The following is a 16,174-nucleotide window of genomic DNA, read 5'->3' as shown; positions in this document are numbered from 1 at the left end:
CCGCCCCGTTGGAGATCGTGTGGGTTCCGGTAGTGACAGACATCGACTGTGTGGCCTTGTGCCGACGCAGCCAGGACAAGTGCGGGCGCCGGGAAAGCGCGCCGGGAACCTTGGTGCATGCAGCCCGGCCGGGATGGCCGGCCGTGCCGACTGCGCGGAGTAGGCGGCAATGGGGGTGCAGACCATCCACGCTGAAGCCGATACGCCCGGGCTTGATGCCGGCTGGGCACTGCTGCCGGCCGAATCACCGTTGCCGATGCCCGAGCAGACCCTGCGCCAGGGCGCGCTGAAGGTCCGTCGGCATCGTACGTCGCCGCGCCTGATCGGCCTGCGTCGTTTCTATATTTTCGGCGGCACCCTGGCCATGACGGCCCTGGCCACGCGGATGATGTGGCGGGTGCTGTCGGCCAACGGCATCAGCGTGCTCGAAGCCTGCCTGCTGGTGTTGTTCGTCGGCCTGTTCGCCTGGATCGCGCTGTCCTTCGCCAGCGCCCTGGCCGGCTTCCTGACCGCAGTGTTCGACCGCGGCTACCGCCTGGGCATCGATCCGGACAAACCGCTGCCGACCGTACACAGCCGCACCGCGCTGCTGATGCCGACCTACAACGAAGATCCGCGGCGCCTGCTGGCCGGCCTGCAGGCAATCTACGAATCGGTGGCGGCCACCGGCCAGCTCGAACGTTTCGACTTCTTCGTGCTCAGCGATACCCGGCGCGAGGACATCGCGCGCGCCGAGGAGCAGGTGTTCGCCGAACTGCGCGAGCGGGTTCCGGAGGGCATGACGCGGCTGTTCTATCGCCGCCGTGGCGACAACAGCGGGCGCAAGGCTGGCAATATCGCCGACTGGGTGCGCCGCTTCGGTGGCGCCTACCCGCAGATGCTGATCCTCGACGCCGACAGCCTGATGACCGGCGACAGCATCGTGCGCCTGGTGGCCGGCATGGAGCACAACGCCGATGTCGGCCTGATCCAGACCCTGCCGTCGGTGATCGGCGGGCGCACCCTGTTTGCGCGCATGCAGCAGTTCGGCGGCCGCGTGTACGGCCCGGTGATCGCCCGTGGCGTGGCCTGGTGGCATGGCGCCGAGAGCAACTACTGGGGCCACAACGCGATCATCCGCACCCGTGCCTTCGCCGACCACGCCGGCCTGCCGGCGCTGCCGGGGCGCAAGCCGTTCGGCGGCCACGTGCTCAGCCATGACTTCGTTGAAGCGGCACTGATGCGGCGTGGCGGTTGGGCCGCGCACATGGTGCCGTACCTGGGCGGCAGCTATGAAGAAGGCCCGCCGACGCTGACCGACCTGCTGGTGCGCGACCGCCGCTGGTGCCAGGGCAACCTGCAGCACGGCAAGGTGGTCGGCAGCCGCGGCCTGCACTGGATCAGCCGCACGCACATGCTGATCGGCATCGGCCATTACTTCACCGCGCCGATGTGGGCGATGCTGATGCTGATCGGCATCGCCATCCCGTTGTTCCAGGAGGGCATCGACTTCAACGCCCTGCTGCACCTGTCCCCCAGCGTGTACTGGCGTGCCCAGGACGAGGAGCAGGTGGTACGCCTGTTCGCCGCCACCATGGCGGTGCTGCTGCTGCCCAAGGTGCTGGGCTACCTGGCGATGCTGCTGGACCCGGTCGACCGCCGTGGCTGTGGCGGTGCGATCCGTGCGTTCGTGTCGATGCTGGTGGAAACCGTGCTGGCCGCGCTGATGGCGCCGGTGGTGATGTACGTGCAGTCGCGCGGCGTGGCCGAAGTGCTGTCCGGGCGCGATTCCGGCTGGGACGCGCAGCAGCGTGACGATGGCGGCATTTCGTGGATGGCCTTGATCCGCGGCTATGGCGGGCTGGGCGTGTTCGGCGCCTTCATGGGGGTGCTGGCCTGGGCGGTGTCGCCGTCGCTGGCCGCCTGGATGGCGCCGGTGGTGATCGGCATGGTGCTGGCCATTCCGGTGGTGGCGCTGACCTCTTCGCGTGGTCCGGGCGCCTTCCTGCATCGCCTGGGCCTGCTCGACATCCCGGAAGAGAACATTCCGCCGCCGGTGCTGGTGCGGGCCGCGCAGCTGCGCCGGGAAGCGGGCGAGCAGCCACCCCTGTACTGATCGCCCCGCGCCAGCGGCATAATGCGGCTCGAACTTGAAGGAGCCGCATCATGCTGCAAACGGTGGAACAGGAAACCGGCGCCTCGCCGCAATGGTCGGTGATCTGGCTGCACGGGCTCGGCGCCGACGGCCACGATTTCGCGCCGATCGTGCCGGAACTGGTGCGCCCGCACTGGCCGGCGCTCCGCTTCGTGTTTCCACATGCACCGGTGCGGCCGATCACCATCAACAACGGCGTGCCGATGCGTGGCTGGTATGACATCGTCGGCATGGATTTCCGTTCGCGCGCCGACATGGCCGGCGTGCGTGAATCGGTGGCGCAGCTCGATGCGCTGATCGCGCGCGAGATCGCGCGCGGCATCGCCGCGGAAAAGATCTTCCTGGCCGGCTTCTCGCAGGGCGGCGCGATCATCCTTACCGCCGCGCTGTCGCGCACCGCGCCGTTGGCCGGGCTGATCGCACTGTCGACCTACCTTCCCGATGCCGATGCGGCCACCCGGGCGGAGGGAGCGGTGCAGGTGCCGGTATTCATGGCCCATGGCAGCAGCGACCCGGTGATTCCGCAGGCGGTGGCCGCGCACAGCGCACAGACGCTGCGCACGCTGGGGCTGGAGATGGAATGGCACAGCTACCCGATGGCCCACCAGGTCTGCGCCGAAGAAATCCAGGCGCTGGGTGACTGGCTGCATGACCGGCTGGGCGCTGCCTGAGCCATGTCGCCGGCCAGCGCGCCCCCCTGGATGCCGGAGCTGTGCCGCCTGCCGCGGGTTGCGGCGATGCTCGGCCTGGCCGAGCTGGTGGTGGTGGTGCTGGCCCTGGCACCCGATGGCAGTCGTCACTGGACCTTCGGCGAACTGCTCTCGGCCAGTGGCTTCGCGCTGTGGCTGGCGCTGGCGGTGACCGCCAGCCTGTGCCTGCTGCGGCAGGCGCTGTCGAGCCTGCCGCAGATGCTGGGCGCGGTCACGGCGATTGCGCTGGCGGCGCTGATCGCGGTGGTCTGCGCCGGCATCGTGCATGCGCTTTACGCGGTGCTGGGTGACAGCTTCGCGCGCGGCATCAGCTTCTGGCGTTTCACCCTGGGCAGTGCGGCGACCACCGCGCTGATCACCGCCCTGGCGCTGCGCTATTTCTATGTGAGTGACCGTTGGGCGGCGCAGGTGCAGGCCAATGCACGCGCGCAGGCCGATGCACTGCAGGCGCGCATCCGACCGCATTTCCTGTTCAACAGCATGAACCTGATCGCCAGCCTGCTGCATCGCGACCCGGCGGTGGCCGAGCGTGCAGTGCTGGATCTGTCCGACCTGTTCCGCGCGGCACTGGGGGCGGGCGAGGGCGATTCCACGTTGCGCGACGAATGCGAACTGGCCGAGCGCTATCTCTCCATCGAATCGCTGCGCCTGGGCGAACGTCTGCAGGTGCGCTGGCAGCGTGATGAGCCACTGCCGTGGGATCAGCCCTTGCCGCGCCTGGTGCTGCAGCCGCTGGTCGAAAATGCCGTGCTGCATGGCATCTCGCGCCTGCCTGAGGGCGGCACCATCGAGCTGCAGCTGGCCTGCGAAGGCAATGAACTGCAGATCCGCGTCCGCAATCCGGCGCCCGACCCGCAAGCGCCCGGGCTGGCCCTGGCGCGTGGCGCTGGCCACGCCCAGCACAGCATCGGCCATCGGCTGGCCTGGCGCTTCGGCAGCGCCGCGCGGATGACGGCTGGCTGGAGCGAGGGCTACTATGCCTGCCAGGTGACAGTGCCGATCCAGTGAGGGAACGATCGTGAGGGTAGTCATCGCCGATGACGAACCGCTGGCGCGCGAGCGCCTGCGCAGCCTGCTGGCGGCGCAGGAGGGCGTGGACGTGGTGGCCGAAGCCGGCAACGGCGAACAGGCCCTGCACGCGTGCGCGGAACTGCAGCCGGACCTGGTCCTGCTGGACATCGCGATGCCCGGACTGGACGGGTTGGAGGCAGCGCGTCATCTGGCCAGTTTCGAGCCGCGGCCGGCCGTTGTGTTCTGCACCGCCTACGATGCACACGCGCTGTCGGCCTTCGAGGCGGCGGCCATCGACTATCTGATGAAGCCGGTGCGCGCCGAGCGGCTGGCCGCGGCGATCGCGCGTGCGCGCACCTTCCTGGCCGGCCGTGACGGCCAGCCGCATGACAACAGCGGGCAGCAGGCGCGCAGCATGCTGTGCGCGCGCCTGCGTGGCAGCCTGCGGCTGATTCCGCTGGACGACATCCACTACCTGCAGGCCGAAGAGAAGTACGTGGTGGTGCACCATGCGCGCGGAGAGGATCTGATCGAGGAGTCGTTGAAGTCGCTGGAAGAGGAATTCGCCAGCCGTTTCATCCGCATCCATCGCAACTGCCTGGTGGCGCGGCATGAGCTGGTCGAACTGCGCCGTGGCACTGGCGGGCAGGTGCAGGCGGTGCTGCGGCATGGCAAGCAACCGTTGGAAGTCAGCCGCCGCTGCGTGGCGACGCTGAAGCAGGAATTGCGGCATCTGTAGGGTTCCGCGCGGCCTGCGGCCGCGACTGCTTCGAAATCAACATCAACATCAACAGCAACAGCGGGTCATGGCTCGGTGTTCCTACGTGCTGGGTCGGGCCGGGGTGGGGTGGCGGGACACGCTGCAAGTACATCCCTGTCAGCTCGATGGCGCCATCCATGGCGCCAACGGTCCCGCCACCCCACCCCGGCCCAACCCTCTCGTTGTCTCCTGCGTCGGACAGCAAGAGCGTTGGTGTTATCGGAGGGGGAGAGAAATGTAGAGTCGAGCCATGCTCGACTCAGAGCGAAGCGATCCGCTGTTGCTCCGCTTTTCTTTTGATCTTCCGTGGCTGGCGCGCACGGAAACTGTCAGAGGCCGGGCGGGGTGGGTTGGCGGGGGTGTCCGCGGCATGGATGCCGCGGCCAAGCCTCCACGGACGGATTCACGGCGTCCCCCGCGAACCCACCCCGCCCGGCCAAACGCAATGATCCAGCCGTTCGCCCCAGCCAGGAGGAACTCCGCCGTTGGCCGTATCCGCGCCGGAGGCGCGATAATGTGCCGATGGAAACCGTCCGCATCGCCACCCGCAAGAGCCCGCTCGCCCTCTGGCAGAGCGAACACGTCGCCGATCGCCTGCGCCATGCCCACCCCGGCCTGCATGTGGAACTGGTACCGATGAGCACCCGCGGTGACGAAGTGCTGGACCGCTCGCTGGCGGCCATCGGTGGCAAGGGGCTGTTCCTGAAAGAGCTGGAGCTGGCCATGCTGCGTGGAGAGGCTGATTGTGCCGTCCACTCGCTGAAGGACGTGCCGATGGAGCTGGACGCGCCGTTCGCGCTGCCGGCGATGCTCACCCGCCACGACCCTGCCGACGGCTTTGTCTCCAACCTCTACGCCTCGCTGGACGCGCTGCCGATCGGTGCGCGGGTCGGCACATCGTCACTGCGCCGGCAGGCCCAGCTTCGCGCGCTACGCCCGGATCTGGAACTGCTGGATCTGCGCGGCAACGTCAACACCCGCCTGGCCAAGCTCGACAACGGCGGCTACGACGCCATCGTGCTGGCGGTGGCCGGGCTGGAGCGGCTCGGCCTGGGCAATCGCATCGTCGCGCGTCTGCAGCCGCCGCAGTGGTTGCCGGCACCGGCGCAGGGCGCGGTGGCGGTGGAATGCGATGGTGGCAATACGCGCCTGATGGCGCTGTTCGCCGGCCTGGATGATGCCGCTACGCGTGCCTGCGTCGAGGCGGAGCGGGCGATGAACCGCGCGCTGCATGGCAGCTGCCATGTGCCGGTGGCGGCGATCGCGCAGTGGCAGGGCCAGGACCTGCACCTGCAGGGGCTGGTGGGCAGTGCCAGCGATGGCCGCGCAGTGCGTGCCGAGGCAGTGGGCCCGGCCAGCGACCCGGACGCGCTGGGACAGCAGGTAGCGAGAATGCTGCTGGACGCAGGCGCAGGCGAACTGCTGGACGTCTGAGCCATCAGGTAGTGCCGGCCAGCGGCCGGCACTACCGAAAGAAAACGGGCGCCCTGGCGCCCGTTCTGTTCACTTGAACTTGTAGACCACGTTCATGGTGGTCAGCGTATCGGTCTTGCGCTTGTCCTCGGCCACGTCACTGTTGTAACGCGCCTGCCAGCCGGCCTTCAGCGCCAGGTGCTCGTTCATGCTCACCGACACGCCGAAGTCGTTCTGGCCGAAGGTGTTGTACGAACCGGACTCGACCAGCAGCGTGTTCACCAGGTCGGTGTTGTCGGTCAGCGAGTACTTCAGGTCGAACAGGCCGCGACCGATCATGCCGGTGCGGGTGCGGTCGTCCTCGGTGCTGTGGGTGCGGCGCACACCGGGGCCGAGCTGGGCATCAAACGAGAAACGCTCGGTGTTCCACAGGCGGGTGCCGTAACCCAGACCGAACGAGCTCTGGCGGTCGTAGGTGGCGAAATCATCGCGTTCGGTACGCACCGTCGCGGTCAGCTGGCGGTGCTCGCCCAGCTGCAGCGCGCTGCCGGCACTGCCGGTGTAGCGGTTGGCGGTGGTGTTGTTGCGGCGGGTGGTGGTGCCGTCGTCGTTGGTCTCGGTCACCTTGGAGCTGGAGCGCAGGCCGAACAGGTCCATGCTGTGCACCCAGTCGCCGTCGGTGTAGCGCAGGCGCAGGCGGCCGTTGAAGCTCTCGGTGCTGCTGTTGCCGCGCGCCGAGGCAAAGCCGAGCTCGCCGCCGCTGCCGCTCCACGGCGAAGACATCGCCGCCAGTTCGGAGGCATCCTGCGCGTACGCCAGCGGCGCGCACAGCAGCAGGGGAATCAGCAGGGACACGCGCAGGGACATCGAGGCTTCTCCGAAGCGGTTGACAGCCGGTGATGATACTGGAAGCGTGATGGCGGTCCGAATCGATCCAAAACCGGCTTCAGCAGGCGTTGCCGCGATCGCCCATTCAGGGCAGATCGACGCGCAGTGCCGGGTCGTTGAAGCGCGAATACCGCAGCCGCAGCTGGAAGCTGCGACCATTGCTGCTGCCACTGCGTACCAGTTGCCGCGGCAGGCCCTGCGCATCCAGCCAGTATTCGAGGCGCTCGCCGGGCTGCGTACCGCGCAGCCGGTAGTGGCGGGTCTGGACCCCATCCAGCAGCTGGTCGCCGAGGTCTTCGGCCTGCAGGTCGGCGGGCAGGGCGTCGGCCGGCAGTGGATTGCGCCACTGTTCGAGCAGGCCCGCCGGGGCCGGCACCTGGCGGATGGCGCCATCGGCCTGCAGGAACAGGGTATCGCCGATGATCGTCTGCGCACCGGCCGGGGTCTGCACCCGGAAGCGGTCGGGGGCGACGAAGTCCATCGAACTGCGCACCGGCTGCGGCGCACCCAGCAGCTCCAGCTCGGCATGGAAGCTGCGCAGGGCGGCAAATCGCTGGCTGGCGGCCAGCACCGCCTGGGCCGGGTCGGCGGCCGGGACCACGGCGGCGGAGGACGCCGGGGGCGGTGCTCCGTTGCAGGCGGCCAGCAGCAGACAGGCCAGCAGGGGCAGGGCAGGCAACCGGCGCATCGGGGCTTCCATGGGGGCGGGGGCGCCCACGATAGCCCAAACGTCCCACACAAGACCCGCGACTCGGACATAATCGGGGGCATGGACCGATACGAACGCATCACCGCCCTGCATCGTCTGCTCAAGTCCGCGCGCTATCCGGTGACGGTGGCGACCCTGCAGGACAAGCTCGGTTGTTCCCGCGCCACCGTCTACCGCGACCTGGCCTTCCTGCGCGATGCGCTGATGGCGCCGATCGAGGGCGACGGCGAGGCCGGCTTCCGCTACCACGCCGACGAGAGCGACCGCTTCGAGCTGCCGGGCCTGTGGCTCAGCTCGGAAGAGCTGCACGCCCTGCTGGCCTCGCAGCATCTGCTGGCGCGTACTGGCGGCGGCGTGCTGTCGTCGGTGCTGGCACCGTTGCAGCAGCGCATCGAGAGCCTGCTGGCGGCGCAGGCGGGTGTGTCCAGCTGGCCGGTGGACCGGGTGCGGGTGATCCCGCATCGTGGCCGCAAGTTCGATGAAGGCAGCTTCCGCAGCGTGGCCTCGGCCGTGCTGGAACGCCGCCAGCTGGCGTTCGAGTACCGCGCCCGTTCCACCGACGAGCCGACCAAGCGCACCGTATCGCCGCAGCGCTTGACCCATTACCGCGACAACTGGTACCTGGACGCCTGGGACCACGACCGCGAAGCCCTGCGCAGTTTCGCCGTGGACCGCATCCACAAGGCGCGGGTGATCGACAGCACCGCCCGCGATGTGGCCGACAGCGAGCTGGATGAGCAGCTGGGCGCCAGCTACGGCATCTTCTCCGGTGCCCCGAAGGGCTGGGCAACCATCCTGTTCAGCGCCAAGGCCGCACGCTGGGTGGCCGACGAGCACTGGCACTCCAAGCAGCAGGGCCGTTTCCTGGCCGATGGCCGCTATGAGCTGAAGGTGCCCTACAGCGTCTCGCGCGAACTGCTGATGGACGTGCTGCACTATGGCTCGGATGCCGAGATCGTCGAGCCGATGATGCTGCGCGAGCAGGCCAAGGCGCTGCTTGAGCTGGCCCTGAGCAACTACGAAAACGCCTGACCCTCCCCCCGAGAGACCCATTGCCCCCATGAAGAAGACCCTGTTGCTGCCCCTGCTCGCCGCTGCGCTGGCCCTGACCGCCTGCGGCAAGTCCGGTGAGCCCTCGCAGAAGCTGGTGGTGGCCGCCACGGCCGTACCGCATGCCGAGATCCTGGAGGTGGTCAAGCCGATCCTCAAGCAGGAAGGCGTGGACCTGGACGTGCGCGTGTTCAATGACTACGTGCAGCCCAACGACCAGCTGGTGCAGAAGCAGGTGGACGTGAACTACTTCCAGACCGAGCCGTATCTGGACGCCTACAACCGCGACCGCAAGACCGATCTGGTCAAGGTGATCGGCGTGCACATCGAGCCGTTCGGTGCGTACTCGCGCAAGATCAAGTCGCTGGCCGAGCTGCGCGAAGGCGCCGACGTGGTGATCCCCAACGACCCGAGCAACAACAGCCGCGCGCTGATCCTGCTGCACAAGGCCGGGGTGATCGAGCTGAAGGACCCGACCAATGCGTTGGCTACCCAGCGCGACATCATCGCCAACCCGAAGAACCTGAAGTTCCGCGAGTTGGACTCGGCGATGCTGCCGCGCGTGCTGGACCAGGTCGACCTGGCCCTGATCAACACCAACTACGCGCTGGATGCCGGCCTCAACCCGACCCAGGACGCATTGGCGATCGAGAGCAAGGATTCGCCGTACGTGAACTTCCTGGTCGCGCGCCCGGACAACAAGGACGACGCCCGCGTGCAGAAGCTGGCCAAGGCACTGACCAGCCCGGAGGTGAAGACTTTCATCGAAACCAAGTACAAGGGCGCGGTGCTGCCGGCGTTCTGATGTTGGGGTAGCGCCGGGCCATGCCCGGCGCTACCAATCTCAATCGACGTGGAAGGCCAGGGTGGCGGCCACGGCCGGACGTTCTGGCCGTGCGGTAGTGCCGGCCGCTGGCCGGCAATCTGCAAACGCCGCCAAAGATCATGCGGTTGCCGGCCAGCGGCCGGCACTACCCTCAATCGACGTGGAAGGCGAGGGTGGCGGCCACGGCCTGCTGCCAACCGGCATACAGCTTTTCGCGCCGGGCCACCTCCATCTGGGGTTCGAAGCGCCGGTCCAGGCCCCACTGCGCGGCGATCTGTTCGCGGCTGGTCCAGAACCCCACCGCCAGCCCGGCCAGATACGCCGCGCCCAGTGCGGTGGTTTCGGTCAGCCGTGGCCGCAGCAGCGGCACGCCGAGAATGTCGGCCTGGAAGCCGGCCAGGAAGTCGTTGCCGATCGCACCGCCGTCGGCACGCAGTTCGGTCAGCGCGATGCCGGCATCGGACTGCATCGCATCGAGCACATCGCGGGTCTGATAGGCCATGGACTCCAGCGCCGCGCGCACGAAGTGCGCCTTGCGGGTGCCGCGGGTCAGGCCGAACATCGCGCCACGCACGTCGCTGCGCCAGTAAGGCGCACCCAGGCCAACGAAGGCCGGGACCAGATAGGCCCCGCCGCTGTCGGGAACCTGCGCGGCCAGCGCCTGGCTGTCGCCGGCACGCTCGATCATGCGTAACCCGTCGCGCAGCCATTGCACCACCGAGCCGGCGATGAAGATCGAGCCTTCCAGCGCGTACTCCACGCGCCCGTCCAGGCCCCAGGCGATGGTGGTCAGCAGGCCGTTGCGCGAACGCACCGCCTGAGTGCCGGTGTGCATCAGCATGAAGCAACCGGTGCCGTAGGTGTTCTTGACCATGCCCGGCTGGAAGCAGGCCTGGCCGAACAGCGCCGCCTGCTGGTCACCGGCGATGCCGGCGATCGGGATCGGATGGTCGAAGAAGAACTGCGGCCGGGTGTGCGCATACACCGCACTGGAATCGCGCACCTGCGGCAGCATCGCGCGCGGGATGTCCAGCAGCGCCAGCAGGTCGTCGTCCCAGTCCAGCGTGTGGATGTTGAACATAAGGGTGCGCGCGGCATTGCTGTAGTCGGTCACGTGCGCCTGACCGCCACTGAGGTTCCACACCAGCCAGCTGTCGATGGTGCCGAACAGCAGTTCGCCACGCTCGGCCCGCTGCTGGGCGCCGTCTACGTGGTCGAGGATCCAGCGCACCTTGGTCGCGGAGAAATAGGCGTCGATCAGCAGGCCGGTACGCTCGCGGATCAGTGCCTCATGCCCTTCGGATTTCAGCCGCTCGCAGATCGCGTGGCTCTGCCGCGACTGCCAGACGATGGCGTTGTGGATCGGCTGGCCGGTGGCACGGTCCCAGACCACGGTGGTTTCGCGCTGGTTGGTGATGCCCAGCGCGGCAATGTGGCGTGGGTCGATCTGCCCGCGGCTGAGCAGTTCGGTCAGCGTGGCGTACACGCTGGTGAGGATCTCGCGCGGGTCATGCTCGACCCAGCCGGGTTGCGGGAAGATCTGCGCGAACTCGCGCTGCGCGCTGCCGACGATGTCGCCGGCCCGATCGAACAGGATCGCGCGCGAACTGGTGGTGCCCTGGTCGATGGCCAGCACGTAGCGGGGCGTCATGGGGCGTCTCCGGTGGCGTTGGGGAAATCCTAAGGCATCGTCATGGACGGTGCGGTGTGTGGGATTGCCCGGAATCTGTAGAGTCGAGCTTGCTCGACTGCTTTGCACAGCAGTTGAGCAAGCTCGACTCTACGATGCGGGTTCCATCCACGCCTGCAGCCGTGCCACCTGTGCCGCATCCAGGCGCAGGCCGAGCTTGCTGCGTCGCCACAGCACATCCTCGGCGCTCTGCGCCCACTCGTGTTCGCGCAGGAAGCCGACCTCGCGTGCATGCAGTCCGCCGCCAAAGTCTTCGCCAAGATCATCGATGCCCTTCGCGCCGCGCAGCAGCCCGGCACTGCGACTGCCGTAGGTGTCGGCCCAGCGCCGCGCGATATCGGCGGGCAACCAGGGGGCAAGCTCCCGCAGGTGCGCGCGTGCCTGTGCGGCGTCTCCCCAGTCACTGCCGGGCAGCGGCTCTCCGGCAGCGGTCCAGGCCTGCCCCATCTGTGGCAGGGCCGGGCGCAGCAGGTCCATCGCCTCTTCGGCCAGTACCCGGTAGGTGGTCAGCTTGCCGCCCAGTACATGCAGCGCCGGTGCCGGGGCCACCTGCAGCTGCAGGCGATAATCGCGGCTCAGCTTCGCCGCGCGCGGGTCCGGGTCGGCCAGCAACGGGCGCACGCCGGCAAATTCCCAGACCACCTCATCCGGCACGACCGGTTCACGCAGGTAGCGACTGGCCGCCTCGCACAGGTACGCCACTTCAGTTGGCAGCACGCTGCAGCGCGCGGGGTCGCCACGATAGTCGGTGTCGGTGGTGCCGATCAGCAGATGATCGTGGGCGAACGGGAGCAGGAACACCACGCGGCCGTCGGGTTGCTGCAGCAGGCAGGCGCTGTCATCGGGCCAGCGCCGGTGCAGCACGATGTGGCTGCCCTGTACCAGCCGCAGCGCGGGGCCACCGCTGCGCGCCTGCATCCGTTCCAGCAGGCCGCCCGCCCATGGGCCGGCCGCATTGACCACCGCGCGGGCGCTTACATGCTGCTGCCGGCCATCGGCCGTTTCGAGCCGCGCCTGCCATCGGCCCTGTTCGGCGTGCAGATCCACGCAGCGGCAGTGCACCTGCACCCGTGTGCCCCGCTGTGCGGCATCCAGTGCATTGAGCAGCACCAGCCGCGCATCATCCACCTGCGCATCGGCGTAGCTGAAGGCCTGTCGCAGCGTCGGCGAGAGCCACGTGCCGAGCGGGTCATGCCGCAGGTCCAGTGCGTGGGAGGCGGGGAAGGCGTCGCTGCGCCGGCCCAGGTGGTCATACAGCCACAGCCCCGCGCGCAGCATCCAGCGTGGGCGCAGGTGGGGTTCCCACGGCAGTACGAAGCGCAGTGGTCGAACCAGGAAAGGGGCCTGGCGCCGGACCACCTCGCGCTCGCCCAGTGCCTTGCGCACCAGGCCGAACTCGCCCTGTTCCAGATAGCGCAGCCCGCCGTGGATCAGCTTGCTGCTGGCGCTGGAGGTGTGTGCGGCCAGGTCGTGCTGCTCGCACAGCAGCACGCGCAGGCCGCGGCCGCTGGCATCACGGGCGATGCCAGCGCCGTTGATGCCGCCACCGATCACCAGCAGGTCGACTTCGTCCATCGCGCCTCCGCATTCGGTCTGTAGAGTCGAGCTTGCTCGACTGCCGTGCCGAGCGATAGTCGAGCAAGCTCGACTCTACAGAACGCGGGTGACGGAAACGACGACGGGCCCCGCAGGGCCCGTCGCGTTACATCAATCAAGCAGGTGCAGCGTGGATCAGAAGCGGGCGCCGATGCCGAAGCCGACGGTCCACGGATCCATCTTGGCTTCGCCGATCTTCTCGCCGCCGACCTTGATGTCCGGGCGGGCGCGCATGTAGCGGGCGTCGGCACGGGCGAACCAGGTGGAGTTGATGTTCATGTCGACGCCGACGGTGCCGATCACGCCCTTGGCATCCTTGAAGCGGATGTCGGTGTCAGCGCCGTTGCCCAGCTTCTCGTTGCTGAAGCTCGACTGGTAGTAGCCCACGCCCACGAACGGACGGAACACGTTGTCAGCCTGGCCGAAGTGGTACTGGCCGCTCAGCGCGATCGGCTGCTGCTCGACCGAGCCCAGGCGGGCATTGTTCGGGCCCTTGAACTTGTTGTCGAACTTGTCGGCCGCGCCCCACAGCTCAACGGCCCAGTTGTCGTTGATGTAGTAGCTGAAGCTGACGGTCGGCGCCGGGCCGCCATCGGTCTTCTTCACGCCGGTGATCGGATCGTTCTTCGGTTCCAGCAGCGAGATGCCGCCAACCACGGCAAAATGCTTGCCCGAGGCAGTGTCGGCAGAGCTGCTGTCCTGGGCGAAGGCGGCCGGTGCGAAGGCAGCGGAGGTCAGCAGGGCGAGACTCAGGATACGGATGGAGCGCATGGGGGTATCTCCTAATGTTTCTTGTTTTGGGCCCCCGGTTGCGGGGCGAGCACACCGTAGTCGCCTCAACATGAATCGAATCCGACGCGCGTTAAAAAATGGTTTTCCTTGTTCAGCGAAGGGTGCGAAAAGCCTGTTTTCATGCGCATTTCCGCGTGCGGTGACATTCATGCAGTTGGAGAAGATGTGAGCGCGGCGATGCTGTGCATCGGCCTGCGCGCGCAGGTGAACGCGGACTGCCGCGTGCTGCTGCTCGGTTCGATGCCGGGTGTGGCGTCGTTGCAGGAGCAGCGTTACTACGCCCACCCGCGCAATCGCTTCTGGCCGATCGTGGCCGAGATCTGCGGGTTCGCTGCGGATCTGGACTATGCGCAACGCCTGCAGGCAGCGAAGGCCGCCGGTATTGGCCTGTGGGATGTGATCGGCCGCTGCGAACGACGCGGCAGCCTGGATGCGGGCATCGTGCGTGGCACGGAAGTCCCCAATGCGTTGCCGGAACTGATCGCGCAGCTGCCTGAGCTGAAGCTGATCGGCTGCAACGGTGGTGCCGCGCTGCAGGCGTACCAGCGCTGGGTTCTGCCCCACCTGGCGGCCCCGCCAACGCTGCTGGCACTGCCCTCCACCAGCCCGGCCAACGCGGCGTGGTCGTTGCCACGACTGCGCCAGGCCTGGCAGCCTCTGGCCGCCGCACTGGCGACATGAAGCGGACATCCTGCCGACAATACGCTACCGACTGGTCGCAGCCGCCGCCCATGGGCAACAGCCTGTCCCGGCTGCGTGCGTACTGAAAACACCTGTAACGGTTGGCGCAGACCCCCGCTGGCCGCACAATAGACGTTTCCCTACACCAGATTGCCGGAGTTATCCCCATGGCCGAAATCAAGGAAGCACTTGTCCCCGATATCGGTGACTACAGCGATATCCCGGTAATCGAGGTGCTTGTCGCCGTCGGCGATACGGTCAAGAAGGACCAGGGTCTGGTCACGCTGGAAAGCGACAAGGCCACCATGGAAGTGCCGTCCTCGGTCGCCGGTGTGGTCAAGGAAATCAAGGTCAAGGTCGGCGACAACCTGTCCGAGGGCAAGGTCGTGGCGCTGATCGAAGTGACCGAAGGCGAGGCCGCCAAGCCGGCTGCCGCCGCACCGGCCCCGGCCAAGGCCGCTGCCCCGGCTGCCGCCACCCAGAGCGCGCCGGCCCCGGCCGCTGCTGCTCCGGCCGCCCCGGCCGCCAGCGGCGGTGCCGTTGAAGCCCTGGTGCCGGACATCGGTGATTACACCGACATCCCGGTCATCGAGGTGCTGGTCGCCGTGGGCGACACCGTCAAGAAGGACCAGGGCCTGGTAACGCTGGAAAGCGACAAGGCCACCATGGAAGTGCCGTCCTCGGTGGCTGGCGTGGTCAAGGAACTGAAGGTCAAGGTCGGCGACACTCTGTCGCAGGGCGCCGTGGTTGCCATCATCGAAGCCGAAGGCGCCGCCGCTCCGGCCCCGAGCAAGGCTGCTGCTGCCGCCGCCCCGGCGGCTGCCGAGACCGCTACCAAGGTTGAGCCGGTCGCCGTTCCGGCGCAGCCGGACAAGCTGGCTGCCCGCGAGGTCGCCTCTGCCGGTACGCCGTCCAGCCCGCCGGTGCAGTTCAACGCCGATGGCGTGCTGCCGGCCAAGGTGCCCTATGCCACCCCGGCCGTGCGCGTGTTCGCCCGCGAACTGGGCGTGGACCTGCTGCAGATCAACGGCACCGAGAAGGGCGGTCGCATCACCAAGGGTGACGTGCAGAAGTTCGTCAAGGCCGCGCTCAGCGGTGGCGTGCCGGTTGCCGGCGGTGCCGCCGCTGCTGCCGGTGGTGGCCTGAACCTGCTGCCGTGGCCGAAGGTCGACTTCAGCAAGTTCGGCGAAACCGAAGTGCAGCCGCTGTCGCGCATCAAGAAGATCTCCGGCGCGAACCTGGCCCGCAACTGGGCGATGATCCCGCACGTCACCCAGTTCGAACAGGCCGACATCACCGACCTGGAAGGCCTGCGCGTGGCGCTGAACAAGGAGAACGAGAAGGCGGGCATCAAGCTGACCATGCTCGCCTTCCTGATCAAGGCCAGTGCCGCGGCGCTGAAGAAGTTCCCGGAATTCAACGCCTCGCTCGATGCCAGCGGTGAAAACCTGACCCTGAAGAAGTACTTCCACATCGGTTTCGCTGCCGATACGCCGAACGGCCTGGTCGTGCCGGTGATCCGCGACGTGGACAAGAAGGGTGTGGTGCAGATCGCCCAGGAAACCGGCGAACTGGCCAAGAAGGCGCGCGACGGCAAGCTGGGCCCGGCCGACATGAGCGGTGGCTGCTTCTCGATCAGCTCGCTGGGCGGCATCGGTGGCACCGCGTTCACCCCCATCGTCAATGCACCGGAAGTGGCCATCCTGGGCGTGTCCAAGTCCTCCATCCAGCCGGTCTGGAATGGCAAGGAATTCGCGCCGAAGCTGATGCTGCCGCTGTCGCTGAGCTACGACCACCGCGTCATCGATGGCGCCCTGGCCGCACGCTTCACCACGTACCTGTCGCAGGTACTGGCCGACATGCGCCGCGTGCTGCTGTAAGGCACCGCTTCGCCCCCACCGTGCGGCCGCTGCC

The 16,174-nt window shown here is 67.8% G+C and carries 14 protein-coding genes; 9 read left to right on the top strand and 5 right to left on the bottom strand.

Annotation, left to right across the window (positions count from 1 at the left end; genetic code table 11):
• Positions 1-169 precede the first annotated feature (169 nt).
• The 5 genes from mdoH (at position 170) to hemC (ending at position 6,049) form a co-directional block, all read left to right on the top strand.
• A complete protein-coding gene (gene mdoH, locus AC5YGJ_RS11050) occupies positions 170-2,095 on the top strand; it encodes a glucans biosynthesis glucosyltransferase MdoH (RefSeq protein WP_496186554.1) in 1,926 nt (641 codons plus the stop codon).
• A 50-nt stretch (positions 2,096-2,145) separates the two neighbouring features.
• The gene (locus AC5YGJ_RS11045) at positions 2,146-2,805 is read left to right on the top strand and encodes an alpha/beta hydrolase (protein WP_496186553.1); all 660 of its coding nucleotides are present in this window, start codon (positions 2,146-2,148) and stop codon (positions 2,803-2,805) included.
• 3 nt (positions 2,806-2,808) lie between these two features.
• Positions 2,809-3,852 carry a sensor histidine kinase gene (locus AC5YGJ_RS11040; RefSeq protein WP_249842771.1) on the top strand — a complete coding sequence of 348 codons (1,044 nt, stop codon included), beginning with the start codon at positions 2,809-2,811 and terminating at the stop codon, positions 3,850-3,852.
• 10 nt (positions 3,853-3,862) lie between these two features.
• On the top strand, positions 3,863-4,594 hold the full coding sequence (locus AC5YGJ_RS11035) for a LytR/AlgR family response regulator transcription factor (protein ID WP_107231919.1): 732 nt from the start codon (positions 3,863-3,865) through the stop codon (positions 4,592-4,594).
• A gap of 543 nt (positions 4,595-5,137) precedes the next feature.
• On the top strand, positions 5,138-6,049 hold the full coding sequence (hemC, locus tag AC5YGJ_RS11030; RefSeq protein ID WP_496186552.1) for a hydroxymethylbilane synthase: 912 nt from the start codon (positions 5,138-5,140) through the stop codon (positions 6,047-6,049).
• Between the two features lie 69 nt (positions 6,050-6,118).
• Here the strand turns inward: hemC and AC5YGJ_RS11025 are convergent, their stop codons facing one another.
• Together AC5YGJ_RS11025 and AC5YGJ_RS11020 are read right to left on the bottom strand one after the other, a co-directional pair.
• Positions 6,119-6,895 carry a DUF481 domain-containing protein gene (locus AC5YGJ_RS11025; protein WP_107231921.1) on the bottom strand — a complete coding sequence of 259 codons (777 nt, stop codon included), beginning with the start codon at positions 6,893-6,895 and terminating at the stop codon, positions 6,119-6,121.
• Positions 6,896-7,001: 106 nt separating this feature from the next.
• A complete protein-coding gene (locus AC5YGJ_RS11020; RefSeq protein ID WP_496186551.1) occupies positions 7,002-7,604 on the bottom strand; it encodes a hypothetical protein in 603 nt (200 codons plus the stop codon).
• A gap of 81 nt (positions 7,605-7,685) precedes the next feature.
• Here AC5YGJ_RS11020 and AC5YGJ_RS11015 point away from each other — a divergent pair, with 81 nt between their 5' ends.
• Together AC5YGJ_RS11015 and AC5YGJ_RS11010 are read left to right on the top strand one after the other, a co-directional pair.
• On the top strand, positions 7,686-8,657 hold the full coding sequence (locus AC5YGJ_RS11015) for a helix-turn-helix transcriptional regulator (RefSeq protein ID WP_107231923.1): 972 nt from the start codon (positions 7,686-7,688) through the stop codon (positions 8,655-8,657).
• A 28-nt stretch (positions 8,658-8,685) separates the two neighbouring features.
• Positions 8,686-9,480 carry a MetQ/NlpA family ABC transporter substrate-binding protein gene (locus AC5YGJ_RS11010; RefSeq protein ID WP_496186550.1) on the top strand — a complete coding sequence of 265 codons (795 nt, stop codon included), beginning with the start codon at positions 8,686-8,688 and terminating at the stop codon, positions 9,478-9,480.
• Positions 9,481-9,652: 172 nt separating this feature from the next.
• Here AC5YGJ_RS11010 and glpK read toward each other — a convergent pair whose 3' ends face one another.
• The 3 genes from glpK to AC5YGJ_RS10995 all read right to left on the bottom strand — a co-directional run bounded on the left by glpK (position 9,653) and on the right by AC5YGJ_RS10995 (position 13,558).
• Positions 9,653-11,152: a glycerol kinase GlpK gene (gene glpK, locus AC5YGJ_RS11005; RefSeq protein WP_496186549.1), complete on the bottom strand. Its 1,500-nt coding sequence runs from the start codon at positions 11,150-11,152 to the stop codon at positions 9,653-9,655.
• A gap of 129 nt (positions 11,153-11,281) precedes the next feature.
• Positions 11,282-12,766, bottom strand: a complete 1,485-nt coding sequence (glpD, locus tag AC5YGJ_RS11000; RefSeq protein WP_496186548.1) for a glycerol-3-phosphate dehydrogenase — start codon at positions 12,764-12,766, stop codon at positions 11,282-11,284.
• A 156-nt stretch (positions 12,767-12,922) separates the two neighbouring features.
• Positions 12,923-13,558, bottom strand: a complete 636-nt coding sequence (locus AC5YGJ_RS10995) for an OmpW/AlkL family protein (RefSeq protein WP_107231927.1) — start codon at positions 13,556-13,558, stop codon at positions 12,923-12,925.
• Positions 13,559-13,744: 186 nt separating this feature from the next.
• Between AC5YGJ_RS10995 and AC5YGJ_RS10990 the strand changes: the two genes are divergently transcribed.
• Both AC5YGJ_RS10990 and aceF read left to right on the top strand, forming a co-directional pair.
• A complete protein-coding gene (locus tag AC5YGJ_RS10990) occupies positions 13,745-14,260 on the top strand; it encodes a DNA-deoxyinosine glycosylase (protein ID WP_496186547.1) in 516 nt (171 codons plus the stop codon).
• A 167-nt stretch (positions 14,261-14,427) separates the two neighbouring features.
• Positions 14,428-16,140: a dihydrolipoyllysine-residue acetyltransferase gene (gene aceF, locus AC5YGJ_RS10985; RefSeq protein WP_496186546.1), complete on the top strand. Its 1,713-nt coding sequence runs from the start codon at positions 14,428-14,430 to the stop codon at positions 16,138-16,140.
• Positions 16,141-16,174 lie beyond the last annotated feature (34 nt).

The organism is Stenotrophomonas sp. CS3K5, assembly GCF_059515225.1.
The sequence above is the reverse complement of the archived record's forward strand: the minus strand, read 5'-3'. Positions and strand labels throughout refer to the sequence as shown.

Coding starts and splice junctions, on each gene's coding strand:
- hemC (WP_496186552.1), top strand. CDS start 5,138: ATGGAAACCGTCCGCATCGCCACCCGCAAGAGCCCGCTCGCCCTCTGG.
- AC5YGJ_RS11015 (WP_107231923.1), top strand. CDS start 7,686: ATGGACCGATACGAACGCATCACCGCCCTGCATCGTCTGCTCAAGTCC.
- AC5YGJ_RS11010 (WP_496186550.1), top strand. CDS start 8,686: ATGAAGAAGACCCTGTTGCTGCCCCTGCTCGCCGCTGCGCTGGCCCTG.
- glpK (WP_496186549.1), bottom strand. CDS start 11,152: ATGACGCCCCGCTACGTGCTGGCCATCGACCAGGGCACCACCAGTTCG.
- AC5YGJ_RS11045 (WP_496186553.1), top strand. CDS start 2,146: ATGCTGCAAACGGTGGAACAGGAAACCGGCGCCTCGCCGCAATGGTCG.
- mdoH (WP_496186554.1), top strand. CDS start 170: ATGGGGGTGCAGACCATCCACGCTGAAGCCGATACGCCCGGGCTTGAT.
- AC5YGJ_RS11025 (WP_107231921.1), bottom strand. CDS start 6,895: ATGTCCCTGCGCGTGTCCCTGCTGATTCCCCTGCTGCTGTGCGCGCCG.
- aceF (WP_496186546.1), top strand. CDS start 14,428: ATGGCCGAAATCAAGGAAGCACTTGTCCCCGATATCGGTGACTACAGC.
- AC5YGJ_RS10995 (WP_107231927.1), bottom strand. CDS start 13,558: ATGCGCTCCATCCGTATCCTGAGTCTCGCCCTGCTGACCTCCGCTGCC.
- AC5YGJ_RS11020 (WP_496186551.1), bottom strand. CDS start 7,604: ATGCGCCGGTTGCCTGCCCTGCCCCTGCTGGCCTGTCTGCTGCTGGCC.
- AC5YGJ_RS11040 (WP_249842771.1), top strand. CDS start 2,809: ATGTCGCCGGCCAGCGCGCCCCCCTGGATGCCGGAGCTGTGCCGCCTG.
- glpD (WP_496186548.1), bottom strand. CDS start 12,766: ATGGACGAAGTCGACCTGCTGGTGATCGGTGGCGGCATCAACGGCGCT.